Below are 21258 nucleotides of genomic sequence, written 5' to 3' on the forward strand. Positions count from 1 at the left end.
TATGGCAAAATTAACCAATGTAATTTCACCTGAAAATATTTCTGCTCATGTAGTTGAGGGTTATCATTTTAAAGTTATGAGTGAAATGCCCTCTAGTGAAGAACAAAAACAAGAAGAAATTCAAACTATAAATCAAGTCTCTCCCGTCCAAAACACACAACAAGCAGTAGAAAATCAAACAATAGAAGCTGCTCCACAAGCCCCACAACCACAAATTCAACCTGATTTTGTAGAAGATTTACTTAAAAAAACTGATGAAATGTCAGGAAATATCATTAAGTTGCAAATGCAGATAGAAAGCCAAGAGGCTGAATTTAACAATCGTTTAAATACAGAATTAGAACATGCAAAGGAAAAATTTACTAAAGAAGGTTATGAACAAGCACAAAAGAATTTTGAAAGCGAATTAGAAGCCTTGAAGGAAAAATACTTAAAAAGCGTAGAAAAGCTTGAAAATACAGTGCAAAATTTAAATGAGTTTTTATCTAAAAATGAAAAAGAATTAGCCGATACAGCTGTAATTATTGCAAAAGAAGTGATTGCAAAAGAGCTCGAAGAAAATTCATCACTTATAGCATTAAATTTAGCAAAAGAACTTATGAGTGAACTTAAAAATGCTACCAAGATAGAATTAAAGTTAAGTCCTGATGATTTTGAATATGTAAAAACACACTTGCAAGAACAAAGCAATATTAAATTTAGTCTTGATGATGCGATTAATAAGGGAAGTATTTTAATATTAAGTGATGCGGGTAATATAGAGTCAAACCTTAACAATCGTTTGCAAAAAATCAAAAACATGGTTAATGAATGATAGATTTAAATAACTTAAATATTAAAAATATGCAAATTAAAGAACTGGAAAATTTAGCTAGTAATTTGCGTGAAGTTATCATAGATACAGTGAGTAAAAATGGTGGACATTTAAGCTCAAATTTAGGTGTAGTTGAGCTTAGTATAGGAATGCATTATGTTTTTGATGTGCGAAAAGATCCTTTTATTTTTGATGTTTCACACCAATCTTATCCACATAAGCTTTTAAGTGGTAAGATAGATAATTTTCATACTTTAAGACAATTTAATGGCTTGAGTGGATATACAAAGCCTGATGAGGGGGATTATTTTGTAGCAGGACATTCAAGCACTTCTATATCTTTAGCAGTTGGAGCTTGTAAGGCTATAAGATTAAAAAAAGAAGATCGCTTACCTGTTGTATTAATAGGTGATGGAGCGTTAAGTGCAGGTATGGCTTATGAAGCTTTAAATGAGCTTGGCGATAGAGAATATCCTTGTGTGATTATTTTAAATGATAATGAAATGAGTATTTCAAGGCCAATTGGAGCTATTTCAAAATACCTTTCTCAAGCAATGGCAACGCAGTTTTATCAAAAGTTTAAAAAACGCATAGAAAATCTTTTAGAGTATTTTCCTCAAGGCGCATCTTATATGGCAAAGCGTTTTGAAGAGGGTTTAAGACTTATTACACCTGGACTCTTATTTGAAGAATTAGGACTTGAATATATAGGGCCTATTGATGGACATAATTTAAATGAAGTTATTAATGCGTTAAATCAAGCTAAAGCTATGAATAAACCTTGTGTAGTGCATGCGCAAACTATCAAAGGCAAAGGTTATACATTAGCTGAAGGTAAAAATGCTAAATGGCATGGAGTAGGTGCTTTTGATAGAAGTAGCGGAGAGAGTTTAAAGACTAATATGAACAAAAAAAGTGCGACAGAAATTTTTTCAAATACACTTTTAAATTTAGCTCAAAAATATGAAAATATAGTAGGTGTAACTGCTGCTATGCCAAGTGGAACTGGAATAGATAAGCTAATGGAGAAATATCCTGAGCGTTTTTGGGATGTAGCAATTGCAGAACAACATGCAGTTACTTCTATGGCAGCTATGGCTAAAGAAGGTTTTAAGCCTTTTATAGCAATTTATAGCACTTTTATGCAAAGAGCTTATGATCAAGTTATCCATGATTGTGCTATTATGAATTTAAATGTAGTTATTGCTATGGATAGAGCTGGCATAGTAGGAGAAGATGGGGAAACTCATCAAGGTGCTTTTGATGTTAGTTTTTTAAGTGCTATACCAAATATTACTTTAGCGGCTCCAAGAGATGAGGCTATGATGGAAAAAATTATGGAGTATGCTTATTTTCATCAAGGTGTTTTTGCTTTTCGTTATCCTAGAGGTAATTTTTTATTAGATGAAAATTTTAATCCATGTGAGATAAAACTTGCAAAAGCTCAAATTTTATCTAAAGTGCAAAGCGATAAAGTATTTTTAGGTTTTGGTCAGGGTGTGGCTAAGGCAAAACTAGCTTTAGATAAACTTGGTTTAGATTATGCAAGCTTAATAGATTTGATTTTTGCAAAACCTTTAGATGAAGAGCTTTTAAAAGAATTGGCAAAAGATACAAAAACTTGGTTTGTTTTTTCAGATAGTGCTAAGATAGGTGGAGTGGGAAGTTTGATTACAACTTTCTTGCAAAAAGAAAACCTTTATCATATAAAACTAGTAAGTTTTGAATTTGAAGATCAATTTATAACTCATGGTAAAACAAATGAAGTAGAAAAATTTCTAGAAATTGATGTTGAATCTTTGTGTAAAAAGATTAAAATTTATTAAAAGATAAAAAATATCCTTTAATATAATCATTTTTTTATAAAAAAAGCGTTATACTATATAAAAAATATCGGAGAATTAATAATGGAACTTATTCAATTGCTTAAAAATTGTGATTTAAAAGCTACTCCTCAAAGACTTTGTATTTTAAAAATTTTAAAACGCCATGAACATCCTAATATAGAATCTTTATACGAAAGCATTAAGGAAGAATATCCTTCTATCTCTTTAGCTACAGTGTATAAAAATTTAAATACTTTAAAAGAACAAGGTTTGGTTGTAGAAATCAACACTCCAAATCAAAAAACTTGTTATGATATTTATGAATATCCTCATATACATGTAATTTGTAGCAAATGCAATCATATAGAAGATGTATGTTATGAAGATAGTGGGATAAATAAATACCAAGAAGATCTTGAGAAAAAAATTGGCAATATCATTGATTATCTTGGCGTGTTTGCTTATGTGAATGGTTGTAAAGCTTGTAAAAAATAAAATGGTTTGTGAAGTCCAAAGACGCTTTTTACTTAAAAATGATGACTTTATAAAAATTTTAAAAGAAGAAAAAATTATATATTCTAAGGATAAAATACGCGTTTTCTTTACGCGTATAAGTCCTTTTTGTGATGTTAAATATAAAAAATTTAATAAAAATTATTATCGATTTTCACTTTATAAACTGCATGATATTTTAGATAAAAAAAATCATAAACTTTCTAAAAAAGAATTTAAACAGCAAAGTAAAAAACTTATAGGAAGTGTTATTAAGAAAACTAGAATTAGTTTTGAGATTAATAGTGCTCGATTTTTACTTTATAAGTTTAAAAATAATCTACAAGATTTGGTCATTTTGAAAGTTGTTTTTCCTACTTTTGAAAAAGCAAAGCAATTTAATTTACCTCACTTTTTTAAAAGCTATAAAGAGATTTCAGATGATGAAAATTTCTACAGCAAAAATTTAGCATTATATGGAGATTTTTCTAAAATTTTTGATAGTGCTAGATGTATTAAAATTTTAGATAAGCAAGAAGATATTAGCTTACATTTTCCAAATCAAATTCAAAGTTTTGAAGCGGGTAAAATCTTACTTTTTGTGCTTTTAAAAAGATTAAAAAATGACAGATTGAATTTTTTACAAAAATTAAATTTTGAAAGTTTTGAGCAATTTTTTGCAAGTCTTAGGCAAATATGCATTTTCTTTGAGCTTTTTAGCACTCTTTTTGAAAAGAGTATTCAAAATAAACTTCAAGATTATATTTTGAATTTGGAAAAACAAATTTGTAATGATAAAATTTGTAAATTTGAATTAGAAAAGTATATTTTTATTTTAAGTGATGAAAAAATCAATGATATTTTTCTTGATATGGATTTTATTTTAAAGAATGATTGTAGTTTTTATCAAGGAGAGAAAAATCAAATTTTAAAGTCTTTAGTGGCTTTTAAACTAAGAAAAGAATTAGTTTTTTTAAAGAAAAAAATTGTAAAATCTCAAACAAATCATGAAGAAGAATTAGAAAGAATAAAATTTTTATTATGCTATTTTGTAACTATGTTTGAAGAAAAAAGTATTGAAAAACTAAAAAATTATTTTGAACATAATTATTTAGAACAAATTTCATATGATGAAAATACAATAAAACAAATTGAAAAAAGCATTAAAAAATTAAAAATATATAGTTAGGAAAAACATGCAAAAACAAGAAAAAATAGTCAAAATGTTTGATGATATAGCACCAACTTATGATAAGGCTAATAGAATTTTAAGTTTTGGAAGTGATGTGAGTTGGAGAAAAAAAGCTTGTTTAGATGTTTTTAAATTTTCTAACAATGAACTTGATATTATTGATGTGGCTTGTGGTACAGGCGATATGATTATAGAATGGCAAAATCAAGCCTTAAGGGCAAATAAAAATATCATTAGTATAAAAGGAGTTGATCCAAGTGCGGGTATGCTTGAAGTGGCTAAGAAAAAAATTCCTGATGCGACTTTTGTGCAAGCAAAAGCACAAGAACTTCCACTTGAAAGTGAAAGTGCAGACATCATAAGTATAAGTTATGGCATACGCAATGTGGTAGATAGGAAAGAAGCTATAAAAGAATTTGCAAGAGTGTTGAAAAAGGATGGGATTTTACTTGTGCTTGAATTTACTAAAAGAGAGCAGGGTGGTTTTATAGCTGCTTGTAGAGATTTTTACTTAAAAAATATTTTACCAAAAGTGGGTGGATTTATCAGTAAAAATTATAGTGCTTATGAGTATTTACCAAATTCGATAGAAGATTTTTTAAGCAAAGAAGAATTTATTAAAGAATTGAGTGAGTATTTTGAAATGCTAGAGTATAAAAGCTTTAGTTTTGGTGTTTGCTCTATGTTTATTGCAAGAAAAAAATGAAAGTTTCAGAACTTAATCTAAAAGCTAAAAGTTTATTAGAATTTCATCTTGATGATATAGAGCTTAGTGGAGAAATTTCTAAAATTACCATTCATAGTTCAGGACATTGGTATTTTGATTTAAAAGATGAAAAATCAAGCATAGCTTGTGTGATGTTTAAAGGCTTTAATCAATTTGTCCAAGCTAAACCTAAAGTTGGCGATATGCTTGAACTTAGAGGCTATGTGAGTTTATATGAAGCAAGTGGCAGGTATCAATTTATCGCCAAAAGTATGCAAAAAACAAGTCTTGGAGATTTAGAAGCTAAATTTTTAGCTCTAAAAGAAAAGCTTGAAAAAGAAGGTTTGTTTGATACAAATGCTAAAAAAAGCATTATTAAATTTCCTAAAAAAATAGGTATAATTACTTCTTTTACTTCAGCTGCTTTGCAAGATATGTTAAAGCTAATTTCACAAAAAGAATACAATCTTTGCAAAATAACTATTTTTAATGCCCTTACCCAAGGACAAAGTGCCCCAAATTCTTTAATAAATGCTTTAAAAAAAGCCAATGAGTATAATTTAGATGCGATTATTTTGGCAAGAGGTGGTGGAAGTAGAGAAGATTTGTTTTGTTTTAACGATGAAGAACTTGCAAGATGTATTTTTTCTTTAAAAACGCCTATTGTTTCTGCTATTGGACATGAGATTGATTATGTTATTAGTGATTTTGTAGCAGATTTAAGAGCACCAACTCCAAGTGCAGCTATTGATATGATTTTTCCAAATAAACTAAGCTTAGAACAAGGACTTGATGAGCTTGCTATGTGTTTTAAAAACCAAATGTTAAATCATCTTAAGTTTTATCAAAACAAAATCGATCACTTGCAAAATTTAGCCAAAGCTAAGTCTTTAGAAAATGCTTTTTTTCTTAGAAAACAAAAGCTTGATTTTTTACAAAGCCAACTAAAGAGTGTTTTAAATTTAAAATTATTAAATTATGAAAATAAGCTTGATAATTTTGAGGAACTTTTAACTCAGCATAAAAATTTCTTTGATAAAAGTAAAAATTTGATAAATTTACAAAAAGATGGCAAAAATATCTCTCTTGAAAAGCTAAAAAAAGGAGATATTATAAAGCTTTGCTCAATAAATGAGAGTAAAGAAGCTCAAATACTATAAAAAGGAGATAAAATGAGAGTGATGAATTTTAGTGCAGGTCCTTCAAACCTGCCTGATGAGGTTTTAAAAGAAGCTAGGGAACATTTGTTTGATTATCATGGTAAAGGCTTTTCTATTATGGAAGTTTCTCATCGTGGAAAGGTTTTTGAAGAAGTGCATTTTGAAGCTATCAAAATGGCAAAAGAACTTTATGGTGTAAATGATGATTATGAAGTGCTTTTAATGCAAGGTGGGGCTAGTTTGCAATTTGCTATGATACCTATGAATTTATATATGGGTGGAGTTTGTGAATTTACTAATACGGGAGTTTGGACTAAAAAGGCTATTAAAGAAGCTGAAATTTTAGGAGTAAATACAAAAATAGTAGCAAGCACTCAAGAAAGTGAGTTTGATCATATCCCACAATTTGAATTTAGCGATAATGCAGATTATGCTTATATATGCTCTAATAATACCATTTATGGAACTCAATATAAAAGCTATCCAAAGACTAAAAGTCCTTTGATAATTGATGCTTCTAGTGATTTTTTCTCTAAAAAGATAGATTTTTCTAATATTGCTATGCTTTTTGGTGGGGTGCAAAAAAATGCAGGAATTTCAGGGCTTGCTTGTGCTTTTGTGCGTAAAGATATGATAGAGCGTAGTAAAAACAAAAATATACCTAGTATGTTAAAATATAGCGTTTATGCTGAAAATAATTCTTTATTTAATACTCCAGCAACCTTTGCTATATATATGTTTAATCTTGAAATGAAATGGCTTTTAAATCAAGGTGGATTAGACAAAATCAATGAGCAAAATATACAAAAAGCCAAAATTTTATACGATGTGATTGATGAGAGTAATGGTTTTTATAAAGGTCATGCCAAAAAAGAGGATAGATCATTAATGAATGTTAGTTTTAATATAGCTTATGATAAAAACTTAGAGCCAGTTTTTGTAAAAGAAGCTGAAGAAAATGGTATGATAGGTCTTAAAGGACATAAAATTTTAGGTGGAATTCGTGCTAGTATTTATAATTCTATCAGTATTGAAAAGGTTCAAAAGTTAAGTGAATTTATGAAAGCTTTTGCAAAAAAACATGCTTGATTTTTGGTGATTTTCACCAAAAATCATTTGTATAGTAAAAACTTTACTCTTTAATATTTATCAGCATTTTCCTAAGCCACTATTGTATTTTTTTTCAAGAAAATCTTTAAAAAATTCTTTTCTACTTTTACAAGGTGCTTTAGGATGTTTTTCTCTCATATGTTCAAGATATTTATCATAGCTTGCAACTCCAACTAAGGGATGAAAAAACCTTTCGGATTTTTCATACCATAATTTAAGTTTTTTTATCATGTTTTTTCCTTTTTTAATGCTATATAAGGGCTTTCTTTTAAAGGAATGTTTAATTTTTTGATAAAAATTCCAAAACAAGAAAGTATAACAAGCAAAGTGGTAATCATGAAAAACACACATAAAATTGCATTTATTAAATTGGAATTTTTAGCTTGAGATGCTAATTTTATATCTTTTTTGATTTGCTCGATTATTGCTTCATCTTGTGTTTGAGAAAGTTTTAAATTAAATTCTTGTATTTTTTGTGTATTTATTTGTACAGCAGCAACATGACTTATAGCATTATGGATTGGATCTCCTTCTTTGTAAGGAAGAATTTTTTGAATACCTCCATAAAGTGTTGCGATTAAAACAAAACAAGCAGGTATGAGAGTAATCCAAGTATATCTTGCCTTCCCCATTTTAAATAAAATCGCACTTGCTAAAAGCAATGCCATACCAGCAAGCATTTGATTACTCACTCCAAAAAGTGGCCATAATGAGTAAATTCCACCTTTTGGATCTATCGCTCCTTGGTAGAGAAAATACCCCCATCCACCAACACTTAAAGCTGTTGCAAAAATTCCTGCTAAGGTATTATTGATATTTCCTAAAGGTTTATAAACATTACCCAATATATCTTGAGCCATAAATCTACAAGCTCTTGTCCCAGCATCAACTGCAGTTAAAATAAACAAGGCTTCAAATAAAATAGCAAAGTGATACCAAAAGCCCATTAAATTCACTCCACCAAATAATTCATGTAAAATTAAAGCAACACCTACAGCAAATGTTGGTGCCCCACCAGTTCTTGATAATATGCTTTGTTCGCCTATATTTGTAGTTAAAGTAGTGATTTCTTCAGGAGTTATTTTAAAACCCCAGCTAGAAATAGCAGCAGCTGCATTTGCAACATCTACACCTATAGTAGCAGCAGGCGCATTGATGGCAAAGTAAAGACCAGGGTGTAAAATACAAGCACAAATTAAAGCCATGATAGCCACAGCACTTTCCATAAGCATAGAGCCATATCCAACAGCTAATGCATGAGTTTCATTTTCAAGCATTTTAGGAGTTGTGCCACTTGAAATTAATGCATGAAAACCACTAATAGCTCCGCATGCAATGGTAATAAATAAAAATGGAAAAATTGCTCCAGCAAATACAGGCCCACTTCCATCTAAATATTGAGAATTAATTTTTGGCATTTGAAGATCAGGTGCTACAAATACAATAGCTAAAGCCATAACCACAATAACACCGATTTTTAAAAAAGTTGATAAATAATCTCTTGGAGCAAGTAAAAACCAAACAGGTAAAATTGCAGCTATAAAACCATAAGCCATCATAATAAGCGCTAAAGTTGGTGCATCAAAGGTAAATATTTTCGCCCAATAAGGATCAGCAGCTATTTCACTTCCATAATGTATGGCTAATACGAGCAATATAAAACCTATAATAGAAGCTTCACCAACCCTACCAGGTCTTAAAAATCTCATATAAATTCCCATAAAAACAGCAATAGGAATGGTCATTGCGATGGTAAATAATCCCCATGGAGATTCTGCTAAAGCTTTTACAACAACCATAGCTAAAATCGCAATAATTATAAGCATAATTCCAAATATAGCAATCATTGCTATTGCGCCGATAAATTGTCCTAATTCATCTTTTATCATCTCTCCTAAAGATTTTCCATTACGACGCGTAGATATAAATAAAACTACAAAATCATGTACCGCACCTGCTAAAACACCGCCTATTAATATCCAAAGCATAGAGGGTAAATAACCCATTTGTGCAGCAAGTATAGGACCTACCAAAGGACCAGCTCCTGCGATAGCGGCAAAATGATGTCCAAAAAGCACAATTTTATTTGTAGGGACAAAATCACATCCGTCATTTTTAACTACAGCAGGAGTTGCTCTGTTTTTATCTAGCTCTAGCACCTTATAGGCAATATATCTACCATAAAATCTATACCCTATGATATAAATACATAAAGCAGCAATAACAAGATAAATCGCTGAAATACTTTCGCCATTTTGGAGTGCTAATATGCCAAAACAAACAGCACCGACAATGGCAACAAAAAACCATAATATTTTGTTAGTAATATTCATTTAATTCCTTTGCTTTAGTGAATTTATTTAGTGTATCGTAGAATTATATTTTATTGCTATATAGGATAAATAAAAAATTAATATATTACAAAATGTAACATATTTCTTAGTCAATTAAAAATTAATTTTATTGACTAAGAATTTGAAATTATTTAGATTTAAAACTTAGTGTCGCTGTCAATTGTAGAGTATCGCCATATCTGTCTAGATTGTATGGTAATTTGATGTTTGCAGCTATTATTTGTAAACCATCTTTTGGTTTTGTGAGTGTGATTGTTGCTATACCTTTTTCATTTGTTGCTATGTTGTCGATATCATCATTTTGATCTTCAAATTCAACTCCTTTTACGGGTTTTCCATCTAGTAAAACTTGGAGTTTTAATTTATCTCCTTCATGTAGTGTTAAAGGATTATGTAAAGGAACTATTTCAAATTTTAATCCTAATGGTTTTTTTGAACCTTCATCCCAAGAAAAAATACTTTTTCCCATTTTGAAAATTTTTCTTGTTTGAGTGACTTCATTTGCACCAGTAATATCTGTAATATCAGATCTTTTTTGTGCATAATGTTTTCCATCTTTTGTAAATGTGTAATATCCAAAATCATAATTAACACTTGCAACAGCAGGTTTTCCCTCAATAAATATTTTGTTATTTTCGTAGTCATAGCCAGCTTTTAAATTTTTTCCTTGAGAATCTTTTGCACTTATACCAAAAACCCTATCAGGTTGATATTGTCCCCAGTGATCATCAGCCCAAAAACCTACTTCATATCCATTGCTAGTTTGCATAGGAAAGAATTGATGAGCTAAAGCAGAACTTGCTATAAAAAAACTCAAAAACACCATTTTTGAAAATTTCATTTTTTCTCCTTTAAAATAATTTTGATAATCATTATATATATTTTTATTTATATAAAACTTAAGAATGTATTTTAATTTTTCCTTTATAAAAAAGAAAAATATTTTAATTTTTCTTATGTTAAAATCATAAATTTATTTTTAAATATTTAGGAAAAGTTATGAATGATACTATTAATATAATTGGTGCTAAAGAGAATAATCTTAAAAATATCAACCTAGAAATTCCTAAAAATAAGCTTATAGTTTTTACAGGACTTAGTGGAAGTGGTAAATCCACTTTAGCTTTTGGTACGCTTTATGCAGAAGGACAACGCCGCTATATTGAGAGTTTAAGTGCTTATGCAAGGCAGTTTTTAGATAAAGTTGGTAAACCAAATGTTGATAAAATAGAAGGTTTAACTCCTGCTATTGCTATTGATCAAAAAACAACTTCTAAAAATCCTCGATCAACTGTTGGGACTATTACTGAAATTTATGATTATTTAAGACTTTTATATGCAAGGATTGGCTCACAACATTGTCATCAATGTGGCCAAAAAATCTCATCTATGAGTGCAGCAGATATCGTAGGTGAAATCTTAAAGCTTCCAAAAGGGGCAAAAATCATCATTTATGCTCCTTTGATCAAAGAAAAAAAGGGAACTTTTGCAGATCTTTTGGAAAATTTAGTCGCAAAAGGCTATGTTAGAGCACAAATTGATGGGGTTTTAACGCGTCTTGATGAGGATATTGAGCTTGCTAAAACTAAAAAACATACAATAAAGCTTGTGATAGATAGACTCCAAATGCAAGATGATATGTTGGCAAGACTTGCAAGCGATATAGAAAAAGGTCTTAGTGAGAGCTTTGGTGAAGTGGAAATTGAAGTTTTAAATAATGAAGAATTAAACATAGCAAAACATTTTCATTATAGTGAGCATAATGCTTGTTTTGATTGTAAAATTTCCTTTCCTTTGCTTGAGCCTTTGAGTTTTTCTTTTAATTCTCCAAAAGGTGCTTGTCCAAGTTGTGATGGTCTTGGTATAAGATATACGCTAGATATGAAAAAGCTTATCAATGAAGAATTAAGCCTAGAAGCAGGAGCTGTAAAGCTATTATATGGGTTTAATAAAAGTTATTACTATAAGTTTTTAATGGCCTTTTGCGAGCAAAATGATATAAGGGTAAAAATTCCATATAATGAGCTAAGCGAAGAAGAAAAGCGTCTAGTACTTTATGGTAATGCCAAGGAAATTAACTTTTTATGGAAAAGACATCGCTTAAATCGCAAATTTGAAGGTGCAGTTAAATATGCTTATGAAATGCTAAAAGATGAAAAAGATTTAAGCGAGTATATGAGCGAAAAAACTTGTAAAGATTGCAATGGTCATCGTTTAAGAGCTGAAAGTTTAGCTGTAAAAGTTGCTGAAAAAAATTTGGGTGAAATTTTAGATATGAGTATAGAAAATACCACTGCATTTTTTTCAAAAGAAGCTAATTTTGCATATTTGAGTGAGCAAGAAAGATTGATAGCTAAGCCTATTTTTAAAGAAATTAATGAAAGATTGTTTTTTCTTTATGATGTAGGACTTGGGTATTTATCCTTAGGGCGTGATGCAAGAACAATTAGTGGGGGTGAAGCTCAAAGAATTCGTATAGCATCTCAAATTGGTAGTGGTTTAAGTGGAGTGATGTATGTTTTAGACGAGCCTAGCATTGGTTTGCATGAGCGAGATACAGCAAAACTCATTAAAACTTTAAGAAATCTTCAGCAAAAGGGTAATACTTTAATCGTGGTTGAGCATGATAAAATGACAATAGAAGAAGCAGATTTTATCGTAGATATTGGTCCAAATGCTGGTAAATTTGGTGGTGAAGTTGTATTTAGTGGAACTTATAAAGAATTATTAAAAAGCAAAAGTCAAACCGCCCTTTATATGAGTGGTAAAAAGCAAATTGCCCATCAAAAAAATAGAGAACAAAAAGATTTTATTAGTTTAAAAGATGTGAGCATTAATAATATTCAAAATTTAAGTGTAGATTTTCCATTGCATAATTTAGTAGCAATTACAGGTGTTTCAGGAAGTGGTAAAAGCTCGCTAATCTTGCAAACTTTGCTTCCATTTGCAAAAGAAGAGCTTAACCGTGCTAAAAAAGTTAAAAAACTAAGTGGGGCTAAGATAGAAGGTTTGGAAAAACTTGATAAGGTAATTTATCTTGATCAAAGTCCTATAGGAAGGACTCCTCGTTCAAATCCCGCTACTTATACAGGTGCTATGGATGAAATTCGTAATCTTTTTGCAGCTACCAAAGAAGCTAAAATGCGAGGTTATAAAGCAGGGCGTTTTTCTTTTAATGTTAAAGGTGGAAGATGTGAAAAGTGTAGCGGAGATGGTGAAATTAAAATAGAAATGCACTTTTTGCCTGATGTGATGGTAACTTGTGATGTTTGTAATGGCAAAAGATATAATGATGCAACTTTAGAGATCAAATATAAAGGTAAAAGCATAGCTGATGTTTTAAATATGAGTATTATTGAAGCAAGTGAGTTTTTTACTTCTGTACCAAAAATAAAACAAAAACTTGATACTTTGGTAAAAGTTGGGCTTGATTATCTTACCTTAGGACAAAATGCAACTACTTTAAGTGGCGGGGAGGCTCAGCGTATTAAGCTAGCTAAAGAATTAAGTAGAAGCGATACAGGAAAAACTCTTTATATTTTAGATGAACCTACAACAGGACTTCATTTTGAAGATGTTAATAAACTTATTGTAGTTTTGCAACATTTAGTTGATCTTGGAAATAGTGTGTTTGTGATAGAGCATAATTTAGATGTGATTAAAAATGCTGATTATATCATCGATATGGGACCTGAAGGTGGAGTTAAAGGTGGTAAGGTTATAGCTAAAGGTAGCGTTGAAGAGCTTGCTAAAAATCATGAAAAAAGTGGTTCTTACACAGGGTATTATCTAAATTTAGAGTTAAAAAACACAAAAAAATAAATTGGTTGAAGTTATTCTTCAACCATAAATTTCACCTTTTTTATATTCATAAATACTTTGCATATCTTTATCTCCTCTTCCTGAAAGATTTACAACTATCACACTTTTTTTCTTTAAAGTCGGACAAATTTTTTCTAAATAAGCTAATGCATGTGAGCTTTCAATAGCGGGTATAATACCTTCTTCTTTACATAATAATTTTAAAGCATTAATACACTCATCATCACTAATAGCATGATAACTTGCTCTTTTACTTTCTTGCAAATATGCGTGCAAAGGCCCTATGCCAGGGTAATCAAGCCCAGCAGAAATACTAAAAGTATGAGCAATGTTTCCTTTATCATCTTGTAAAACTTTAGTTTTCATACCATGGATAATACCCTCTTTACCTTTAGTAAGTGTGGCTGCATGATAAGGTGTATCTTTTCCTAAACCTGCTGCTTCAACGCCTATGAGTTTAACTTTTTCATCTTTTAAAAATGCATGAAAAATTCCAGCAGCATTGCTACCACCTCCAGCTGCTGCTATGATGTAATCAACTTTTTTATTTAATTTTATAAGTTGCATTTTACATTCTTTACCTATAATACTTTGAAAATGCGTAACAATTTGCGGATAAGGATAAGGCCCCACTGCACTTCCTACTACATAAAATACTTCTTTGGTATTTTTAACCCAAAACTTTAAAGCCTCATCTACCGCATCACTTAAAGTTTTACTTCCACTTTCTACCGCATGAACTTTTGCTCCTAAAAGCTCCATTTTATAGACATTTAAGGCTTGTCTTTTTACATCAATAGCTCCCATAAATATCTCACACTCAAGTCCTAAAAGTGCTGCTGCAGTAGCTGTTGCAAGCCCGTGTTGTCCTGCTCCAGTTTCTGCAATAATTTTTTTCTTATTCATTTTCTTTGCCATTAAGGCTTGAGCTATGGCATTGTTGATCTTATGAGCTCCTGTGTGAGTTAAGTCTTCTCTTTTTAAATAAATTTCATGATTATAAAGCTTGCTTAAATTTTTAGCATGGTATAAAGGCGTAGGTCTTCCCACATAATTAGCTAAGAGTTCTTTTAATTCTGTGTTAAAATCTTTATCTTTTTTGAGTTTTAAAAAAGCTTTTTCTACTTCATCTAATGCTATTTTTACTTCATTTGGCACAAATTGCCCACCAAATTTTCCATAATATTTTTTCATAGTATTTCCTTAAAATGATTAATAATTTAAAATCAAAAAATGATCAACTAAAACTAAAAATGTAAAATAAAAATGATTGAAAATGTAGTAGCAGGCTTAACGCCAAGAAAAAGAAGCTTTGTTAAATGAGTATTCTAAATTTAGTTTAGAAAATTTTTTCCTTTCCATAGTTTTTCCTTTTAAAAAATTGCCAAATGACTTTACATTCTAAGATAATTATTATTAAAAATTCTTTAAAATGATAGTTTATAAAATAAATACTAAGAAAATTTATAATGTTTGATTTTTTATATAATGATATAAGTTATATAGGGCTTTTTATAGTATGTTTTCTCTCTAGCACACTTTTGCCTATGGCTAGTGAGGCTTTTGTGCTTGCTTTTGTGAAATTAGATTTTAATGCTTATATGGTTTTATTTATAGCAAGCTTGGGGAATACTTTGGGTAGTTTAAGTACTTATGCATTAGCTTATTTTGGAGAGAGTCAAATTTTGGAAAAATATTTTAAAAACTCTTTATGTAAATTAGAAAAAATCAATGCAAACTTTAAAAAATTTGGCTCTTTGTATGCTTTTTTTACTTTTTTACCCATAGTGGGAGATCTTTTTGCACTAGGGCTTGGATTTGCTAAGTATTCTTTTTTAAAAGCAAGTATTTTTATAGCCTTGGGTAAATTAAGTCGTTATGCTTTTGTAATTTTCATAGCAAATTCCATTTAAAAGCCTTGATTTTAAAAGATTTAAAAGTCTAGCATTATCAACATCTTTTAAAACTTTTATGGTGTTTTTTAATTCATGATTTTTCATAGGCATTTTTGCATCTTTAAAACACCTTATCGTGCTTCCTCTAGCAAAAGTACTATCACAAATGACATCTACTAAATACTCATCAAAATTTGCTAAATTTGGATCAAGCATATAAGCAATAGTTAATGCATCGTGTATCCATGTGCCATTTGTGCCTCTTGTTTTGCTTGCAAAATCAATCCAAACTCTTAAAGTCTGCACTAAAAAATCACAAAGAGGATTTTGATTTTCTAAAGCATTTAAATCTTCATGTGTGAGCATAGTTTGCATTGTTGCATTATAAGGAACAAGTGTGATTTTAGCTCTTGAGTTTAAAACTATACTAGCAGCTTCAGGATCAAAACCAAAATTTGTATCTTTGATATGATAAGGCATATCAAAACTTCCACCCATGATAAAAATTTCTTTTACATTTTTATCAAAGTCTTTAAAAAGCTTCATAGCTATGGCTATATTTGTTAAAGGCCCTATAGCGCAAATTGAAATTTCACCTGGGTTTTGCATAACAAGCTCACCCATTTTCATACAAGCATTTGGGTTTATGTTTTCTAGGATTTTTATAGGTTTTATATGATCCCAAAGATGAGTAAGCTTAAACTCTTCTACACCTTTATCTAGTCTTTGTCTCCAAAAATGACTATCTTCACATAAAGCTTCATGAGCACCTAAATACAAAGGTATGTTTAGATTAAGCTTATTTAATAAATCTTTAGCAACACTATAAGCGGTTAAAGCTTGCACATTACCACTTAAAGTGCTAATCATTTCAAGTTTGATTTCTTTGGAGGCTAAAATAAGTCCAAGGGCTAAACCATCATCAGTATTAGCCCCTGCTATTCCATTGCCTATATCAGTATCTAAAATAAGGCGTATCATATCGCATCTTCTATTAAATTTAAATCCCTGCCTCTAGTTTCTGGTGCAAAGAAAGTTGTGATAAAACCAATTCCTGCAGTGATAACAAAATACAAGGCTATTGGCCACCAAGTGCCATAATAAGCAAGCAAAGCTGAAGCTATCATAGGAGCGGTTCCTCCTGAAAGTATAGAGCCAAATTCTTTTGCTAGTGCCATTTTGGTATAGCGATTTTTTGCTCCAAAAAGCTCCACACCCCACGCAGCTTGTACGCCAAAAATTCCTAAAGATGCTAAAGACATACCTACAATGATAGTTAAAATTACAATAATTTCATTTTTACTATCAAGTAGCATAAAAGCAGGGAAAGCATAAAGCATTAAAAGCAAGCAAAAGGTTCTATAAGTAATACGCCTTCCAAATTTATCACTTAAATATCCTGCTAAAGGTATAACCAAAAATCCCACCAAAGAAGCGATAACAACAGCAGTTGTGGCTACTGATTTATCAAGAAGTAAAATTTTAGTTACATAACCTACTATAAAGCCTTGTGCAAGATAAGATGGTCCATTTTCTCCTATTCTTATGCCCACCATAGTCCAAAATGCACGACTTTTCTGCCAAAAAGTTCTTTCATCTTTTTTCATATGTGCTTCATTTTCATGACGAATTTTTAGCATTAATTCTTTTTGTTTTTCAAAAACAGGAGTTTCTTTTATATTTAAACGCATATAAACAGCAAAAAGTGCTATAAAAATACTTCCTATAAAAGGAATTCTCCATCCCCATTCTTTAAAACTAGCATCATCCATACTTGTAACTAAAAGCCACACAAAAGCTGCAAGTAAGGTTCCACTGTTTGATCCAAGTGCTATAACAGAAGAGATTAAACCTCTATGTTTGCTAGGAGCATATTCTCCAAGCATGACAGTCCCACCTGAAAGCTCAGCACCTGCTCCAAAGCCTTGCATAAAACGCAAAATAACCAAACATATAGGAGCCCAAATTCCAATTACTGCATAACTTGGTATAAAACCAATTAGAGTAGTTGAAATACCCATTAATGCAATGGTGCTCATTAATACATTTTTTCTTCCGTATTTATCTCCTAAATATCCAAAAAATAAAGCTCCAATAGGTCTAGCAATAAAACCTATACCATAAGTAACAAAACTAAGCAATAATGCTATAACAGGAGTTTGTTCAGGAAAGAAAACTTCTGAAAAAACAGTAGCTGCAGCTAAGCCATAAAGTGCAAAATCTGCATATTCCATGGCAGTTCCTAGCCAGCATGAAAACACAGCCTTTTTAAATGCCTTTTTTCCTTGTGGAGTTTGAAAATTTTCATCCGCGATTGATTTTGTTTGCAAGATTAAACCTTTGTTTTAAATTTAAAATATAATTGTAACTAAAATGCTTAAAATGGAAATTTAATACTTTTTACCGACTTTTAAATAATTTTGGGCGATAATTATTATTATTTTTTAATATAGGAAAAAAATGAAAACTTTAACAATAATTGATACTTTTGGCTTTTTCTTTAGACTTTTTTATGCTTTAAAGGGGTTGAAAAATTCAAAAGGTGAGCCTAGTAATATGATTAGTGGTTTTGCTAATTTTATTTATAGTTTGAAAAATGAACATCCTAGTGATATGATTATTTTTGCTCTTGATAGTAAAGGAAAAACTTTTAGAAGTGAAATTGATCCAAATTATAAAATCAACCGCACTCCACCTCCGCCTGATTTATTAGCTCAAATTCCAATTTGCATTCAAATGATAGAAAAAATGGGTTTTTCAAGTTTTTCTTGCGAAGGATATGAGGCTGATGATATCATCGCATCTTTAGTTAAAGAGTGTGAAAGTAAGGATATTTTTATAAGAATTATCACTCAAGATAAAGATTTATATCAACTTATAAAAGATGATAAAGTTAGTATTTATAGCCCTATTTCAAAAAATGATTATAATGAAGCAGGGTGTTTGGAAAAATATGGGGTAAAACCTAGCCAAATAAGAGATTTTTTAGCTCTATGTGGAGATAGTTCAGATAATATCCCAGGGGTAAAAGGAATTGGTGCTAAGGGTGCTAAGAATTTACTTGATGAGTTTGAAAGTATTGAGGGAATTTATGAAAACTTAACACTAGTGCGTAATGAGAGAAGTCGTAATTTGTTGCTTGAAGGCAAAGAAAATGCCTTTTTAAGCAAAAAACTTGCTTCTTTGTATGAAAATTTAGATGTAAAAGATATGCTTTTAAATTGTGAGTATCCAAAAGATGAGCCTTTGCTTAAGATTATGGATATTTTAGAGCATTATGAATTAAATGCTTTGTTAAAAAAACTACGCACTAATCCTACTAATAAAGATAAAAATTTAGGATTTAATGCAAGATTAATTTTAGATGAGAAAGAATTATTTGAAATTTTAGAAAAAATTGATGATCAAAGCATTGTTGCTTTTGACACCGAAACTACGGGCTTGGATACTAAAGAAGCTAAGATAGTAGGGTTTAGTTTTTGTTTTCATGAAAGTGAAGCCTTTTATGTGCCACTTGCACATGATTATTTAGGAGTTTGTAAGCAAATTTCTATGCAAGTAGCTAAAAAGGGTATAGAAAAAATATATCAAAGCACGGTTATAGGCCATAATCTTAAATATGACTTTGAAATCATAAAAAATAATTTTAATTTACTTCCTCCAAAAAACTATGCTGATACTATGATACTTGCATGGCTTAAAGAGCCAAGTTTGCGTGTAAATATGGATGATTTGGCAAAAAGATTGTTTGCTTATGAGACTTTACATTTTGAAGACTTGGTAAAAAAAGGAGAAAACTTTGCAGGAGTGGATGTAGAAAAAGCTTGTAAATATGCTGCTGAAGATGCTTATATTACTTTAAGATTTTATTTGTATTTTTTAAAAAATTTAGAAAAGCCTTTATTTGAACTTGCACAAAAAAGTGAGTTTGAATTTATCAAAGTGCTTATTATGATGGAAAATAATGGCATTAAACTCGACACTCGAAAGCTTGAAAACTTAATGCAAAGTTTTAATCAAGATATTAAAATACTAAGTGAAAAAATATATGATTTAGCGGGTGAAAAATTTAATATTAACTCTCCTAAACAAGTAGGGGATATTTTATTTGAAAAATTAAAATTACCAAGTGGTAAAAAAGGTAAGACAGGTTATTCTACTGATGAAAAGGTTTTAAATGCTATTTTAGATGAACATTTGATTGTAAAAGAAATTTTAGCTTACAGAGAGCTTGCAAAATTAGTTTCTACTTATTGTGAACCTTTGTTAAAATTAGCTAAAAAAGATGAAAATTCAAGAATTTATTCAAGTTTTTTGCAAACAGGAACAGCTACTGGACGCCTTTCATCAAAAGATCCAAATTTGCAAAATATCCCTGCACATGGTCAATATGCTAAGGATTATAAATCTTGCTTTATTGCAAAAGAAGGATTTAGTTTTATCTCACTTGATTATTCACAAATTGAGCTTAGAATGCTAGCACATTTTAGTGAAGATGAGAAATTATTAGAAGCGTTTTCAAACGATGAGGATATTCATGCAAAAACTGCTATTATGATTTTTGGCCATAGTGATTATGAGACAAGAAGTATTGCTAAAAGTATAAATTTTGGTCTTATTTATGGTATGGGTTATAAGACTTTGAGCCAAAATTTAAAAATAGAAGCGAAGTTAGCTAAAGAATATATTGAAAAATATTTTGAGAATTTTACTAGTATTAAAACTTATTTTGAAAAAGTAAAAAATGAAGCTAAGCAAAATGGCTTTATAAGTACTTTACTAGGTCGTAAGCGTTATTTTGATTTTGAAAATGTAAAGCCTATGCAAATTGCAATGCATGAAAGAGAGAGTATTAACTCTATACTTCAAGGTTCAGCTGCCGATATAATAAAATTGGCAATGATAGAAATAAGTAGAAATTTGGATGAAAACAAACGCTTAATTTTGCAAATTCATGATGAGCTTATTTTTGAAGTAAAAGATGAACTTTGTGAGGATTTTGCAAAAAAAGCTAGTGATATTATGGAAAATATTGTAAAATTAAAAGTTAAATTAAAAACTTCATCAAGTATTGCCAAAAATTGGGGTATATTAAAATAAGGAGAATGTTTAATGGATCTTTCAACCATACTTGGGATGGTATTAGCTGTTGTTAGTATTTCTGTAGGGGATATTTTAGAGGGTGGTAACCCTTTGCATGTTTTACACTTAGCGTCTTTTATTATCGTGGTGCCTACAGCAGCTTTTTGCGCAATGACTTCTACACATAAAAAAATTGTTAAAGGTGCATATAAGGAATTAAAGGTAGTTTTTAAAGGTTCGGGGGTAAATTTAAGTCAAAGAATAGCTGAGCTTGTAGAATACTCTGTTATAGCAAGAAGAGATGGACTTTTGGCTTTAGAGTCAAAAACTAATGAAATTGACAATGAGTTCTTAAAAGAAGCTATGATGATGATGGTAGATGGTAAGAGCGTAGAAGAAATTAAAGAAAGTATGGAAATTCAAGTAGAAGAAATGGAAGAATATTATAAAGAATGTGCAGAATATTGGATACGCTTTGGTGAAACTTGTCCTACTATGGGGCTTGTTGGTGCTGTTTTTGGATTGATTTTGGCACTTAAACTACTTGATGATCCACAGGCTATGGCAGCGGGTATTTCAGGAGCTTTTACAGCAACTGTTACGGGAATTTTTGGTGCTTATGCTTTATTTGGGCCTTGGGGTAATAAAATGAAAGCTAATTCACATGATTTAATTAAGGAAAGAATAGTTATTTCTCACGCTATTGTAAGTATTGCAGAAGGAGCTAATCCAAGAGATTTGGAGGCAAAGTTATTTAACTATTTAAGCCATGATGAGCCTAGAATTTCTCAATTTGATAAATAAG

The 21258-nt window shown here is 30.3% G+C and carries 17 protein-coding genes; 11 read left to right on the plus strand and 6 right to left on the minus strand.

Annotated features, from left to right (window positions below):
• Position 1 precedes the first annotated feature (1 nt).
• The 7 genes from fliH (at position 2) to serC (ending at position 7279) form a co-directional block, all read left to right on the plus strand.
• Complete coding sequence (fliH, locus tag L8W56_RS06505; protein WP_263659773.1) at positions 2 to 814, plus strand: flagellar assembly protein FliH; 813 nt, start codon at positions 2 to 4, stop codon at positions 812 to 814.
• Complete coding sequence (gene dxs / locus L8W56_RS06510; protein WP_263659774.1) at positions 811 to 2640, plus strand: 1-deoxy-D-xylulose-5-phosphate synthase; 1830 nt, start codon at positions 811 to 813, stop codon at positions 2638 to 2640. The genes fliH and dxs overlap by 4 nt, the downstream gene beginning before the upstream one ends.
• An 81-nt stretch (positions 2641 to 2721) precedes the next feature.
• A complete protein-coding gene (gene perR, locus L8W56_RS06515; RefSeq protein WP_133319550.1) occupies positions 2722 to 3135 on the plus strand; it encodes a peroxide-responsive transcriptional repressor PerR in 414 nt (137 codons plus the stop codon).
• A 1-nt stretch (position 3136) separates the two neighbouring features.
• Complete coding sequence (locus L8W56_RS06520; RefSeq protein ID WP_263659775.1) at positions 3137 to 4321, plus strand: hypothetical protein; 1185 nt, start codon at positions 3137 to 3139, stop codon at positions 4319 to 4321.
• Positions 4322 to 4328: 7 nt separating this feature from the next.
• Positions 4329 to 5030 (plus strand): bifunctional demethylmenaquinone methyltransferase/2-methoxy-6-polyprenyl-1,4-benzoquinol methylase UbiE, encoded by a 702-nt coding sequence (ubiE, locus tag L8W56_RS06525; protein ID WP_263659776.1) that lies wholly within the window; start codon positions 4329 to 4331, stop codon positions 5028 to 5030.
• Positions 5027 to 6190, plus strand: coding sequence for an exodeoxyribonuclease VII large subunit (xseA, locus tag L8W56_RS06530; RefSeq protein ID WP_263659777.1), 1164 nt, complete (start codon positions 5027 to 5029; stop codon positions 6188 to 6190). The genes ubiE and xseA overlap by 4 nt, the downstream gene beginning before the upstream one ends.
• A 12-nt stretch (positions 6191 to 6202) precedes the next feature.
• A complete protein-coding gene (gene serC, locus L8W56_RS06535) occupies positions 6203 to 7279 on the plus strand; it encodes a phosphoserine transaminase (protein ID WP_220566596.1) in 1077 nt (358 codons plus the stop codon).
• A 60-nt stretch (positions 7280 to 7339) separates the two neighbouring features.
• Here serC and kcuS read toward each other — a convergent pair whose 3' ends face one another.
• From kcuS to L8W56_RS06550, 3 genes are all read right to left on the minus strand, one after another.
• Positions 7340 to 7531, minus strand: coding sequence for a KCU-star family selenoprotein (gene kcuS / locus L8W56_RS06540; protein ID WP_133319555.1), 192 nt, complete (start codon positions 7529 to 7531; stop codon positions 7340 to 7342).
• Positions 7528 to 9633 (minus strand): carbon starvation CstA family protein, encoded by a 2106-nt coding sequence (locus L8W56_RS06545; RefSeq protein WP_263659778.1) that lies wholly within the window; start codon positions 9631 to 9633, stop codon positions 7528 to 7530. The genes kcuS and L8W56_RS06545 overlap by 4 nt, the downstream gene beginning before the upstream one ends.
• Before the next feature lie 148 nt (positions 9634 to 9781).
• Entirely contained in the window at positions 9782 to 10495 is a 714-nt protein-coding gene (locus L8W56_RS06550) for a DUF4198 domain-containing protein (RefSeq protein WP_263659779.1), read from the minus strand.
• 158 nt (positions 10496 to 10653) lie between these two features.
• Here L8W56_RS06550 and uvrA point away from each other — a divergent pair, with 158 nt between their 5' ends.
• On the plus strand, positions 10654 to 13476 hold the full coding sequence (gene uvrA, locus L8W56_RS06555) for an excinuclease ABC subunit UvrA (RefSeq protein WP_263659780.1): 2823 nt from the start codon (positions 10654 to 10656) through the stop codon (positions 13474 to 13476).
• 18 nt (positions 13477 to 13494) lie between these two features.
• Here uvrA and trpB read toward each other — a convergent pair whose 3' ends face one another.
• Positions 13495 to 14670, minus strand: coding sequence for a tryptophan synthase subunit beta (gene trpB, locus L8W56_RS06560; protein ID WP_263659781.1), 1176 nt, complete (start codon positions 14668 to 14670; stop codon positions 13495 to 13497).
• Between the two features lie 275 nt (positions 14671 to 14945).
• Between trpB and L8W56_RS06565 the strand changes: the two genes are divergently transcribed.
• Entirely contained in the window at positions 14946 to 15389 is a 444-nt protein-coding gene (locus L8W56_RS06565) for a YqaA family protein (RefSeq protein WP_263659782.1), read from the plus strand.
• Here the strand turns inward: L8W56_RS06565 and L8W56_RS06570 are convergent.
• Positions 15345 to 16349 (minus strand): nucleoside hydrolase, encoded by a 1005-nt coding sequence (locus L8W56_RS06570; RefSeq protein ID WP_263659789.1) that lies wholly within the window; start codon positions 16347 to 16349, stop codon positions 15345 to 15347. The genes L8W56_RS06565 and L8W56_RS06570 overlap by 45 nt on opposite strands.
• Positions 16349 to 17701: an MFS transporter gene (locus L8W56_RS06575; RefSeq protein ID WP_263659783.1), complete on the minus strand. Its 1353-nt coding sequence runs from the start codon at positions 17699 to 17701 to the stop codon at positions 16349 to 16351. The genes L8W56_RS06570 and L8W56_RS06575 overlap by 1 nt, the downstream gene beginning before the upstream one ends.
• 130 nt (positions 17702 to 17831) lie before the next feature.
• On the opposite strand from L8W56_RS06575, the gene polA reads away from it, so the two are divergent.
• Together polA and motA are read left to right on the plus strand one after the other, a co-directional pair.
• Positions 17832 to 20471 carry a DNA polymerase I gene (gene polA, locus L8W56_RS06580; RefSeq protein ID WP_263659784.1) on the plus strand — a complete coding sequence of 880 codons (2640 nt, stop codon included), beginning with the start codon at positions 17832 to 17834 and terminating at the stop codon, positions 20469 to 20471.
• 12 nt (positions 20472 to 20483) lie between these two features.
• Positions 20484 to 21257, plus strand: a complete 774-nt coding sequence (motA, locus tag L8W56_RS06585; protein ID WP_133319563.1) for a flagellar motor stator protein MotA — start codon at positions 20484 to 20486, stop codon at positions 21255 to 21257.
• The last annotated feature ends 1 nt before the right edge of the window (position 21258 follow it).

It is taken from the genome of Campylobacter sp. IFREMER_LSEM_CL1085 (genome assembly GCF_025772235.1).
GTDB lineage: Bacteria > Campylobacterota > Campylobacteria > Campylobacterales > Campylobacteraceae > Campylobacter_D > Campylobacter_D lari_D.

Bases quoted from the DNA above. Each gene is read 5' to 3' on its own strand.
- trpB (WP_263659781.1), bottom strand. From the start codon at position 14,670: ATGAAAAAATATTATGGAAAATTTGGTGGGCAATTTGTGCCAAATGAA.
- motA (WP_133319563.1), top strand. From the start codon at position 20,484: ATGGATCTTTCAACCATACTTGGGATGGTATTAGCTGTTGTTAGTATT.
- uvrA (WP_263659780.1), top strand. From the start codon at position 10,654: ATGAATGATACTATTAATATAATTGGTGCTAAAGAGAATAATCTTAAA.
- L8W56_RS06565 (WP_263659782.1), top strand. From the start codon at position 14,946: ATGTTTGATTTTTTATATAATGATATAAGTTATATAGGGCTTTTTATA.
- L8W56_RS06550 (WP_263659779.1), bottom strand. From the start codon at position 10,495: ATGAAATTTTCAAAAATGGTGTTTTTGAGTTTTTTTATAGCAAGTTCT.
- ubiE (WP_263659776.1), top strand. From the start codon at position 4,329: ATGCAAAAACAAGAAAAAATAGTCAAAATGTTTGATGATATAGCACCA.
- L8W56_RS06545 (WP_263659778.1), bottom strand. From the start codon at position 9,633: ATGAATATTACTAACAAAATATTATGGTTTTTTGTTGCCATTGTCGGT.
- polA (WP_263659784.1), top strand. From the start codon at position 17,832: ATGAAAACTTTAACAATAATTGATACTTTTGGCTTTTTCTTTAGACTT.
- xseA (WP_263659777.1), top strand. From the start codon at position 5,027: ATGAAAGTTTCAGAACTTAATCTAAAAGCTAAAAGTTTATTAGAATTT.
- serC (WP_220566596.1), top strand. From the start codon at position 6,203: ATGAGAGTGATGAATTTTAGTGCAGGTCCTTCAAACCTGCCTGATGAG.
- perR (WP_133319550.1), top strand. From the start codon at position 2,722: ATGGAACTTATTCAATTGCTTAAAAATTGTGATTTAAAAGCTACTCCT.
- L8W56_RS06520 (WP_263659775.1), top strand. From the start codon at position 3,137: ATGGTTTGTGAAGTCCAAAGACGCTTTTTACTTAAAAATGATGACTTT.
- dxs (WP_263659774.1), top strand. From the start codon at position 811: ATGATAGATTTAAATAACTTAAATATTAAAAATATGCAAATTAAAGAA.
- fliH (WP_263659773.1), top strand. From the start codon at position 2: ATGGCAAAATTAACCAATGTAATTTCACCTGAAAATATTTCTGCTCAT.
- kcuS (WP_133319555.1), bottom strand. From the start codon at position 7,531: ATGATAAAAAAACTTAAATTATGGTATGAAAAATCCGAAAGGTTTTTT.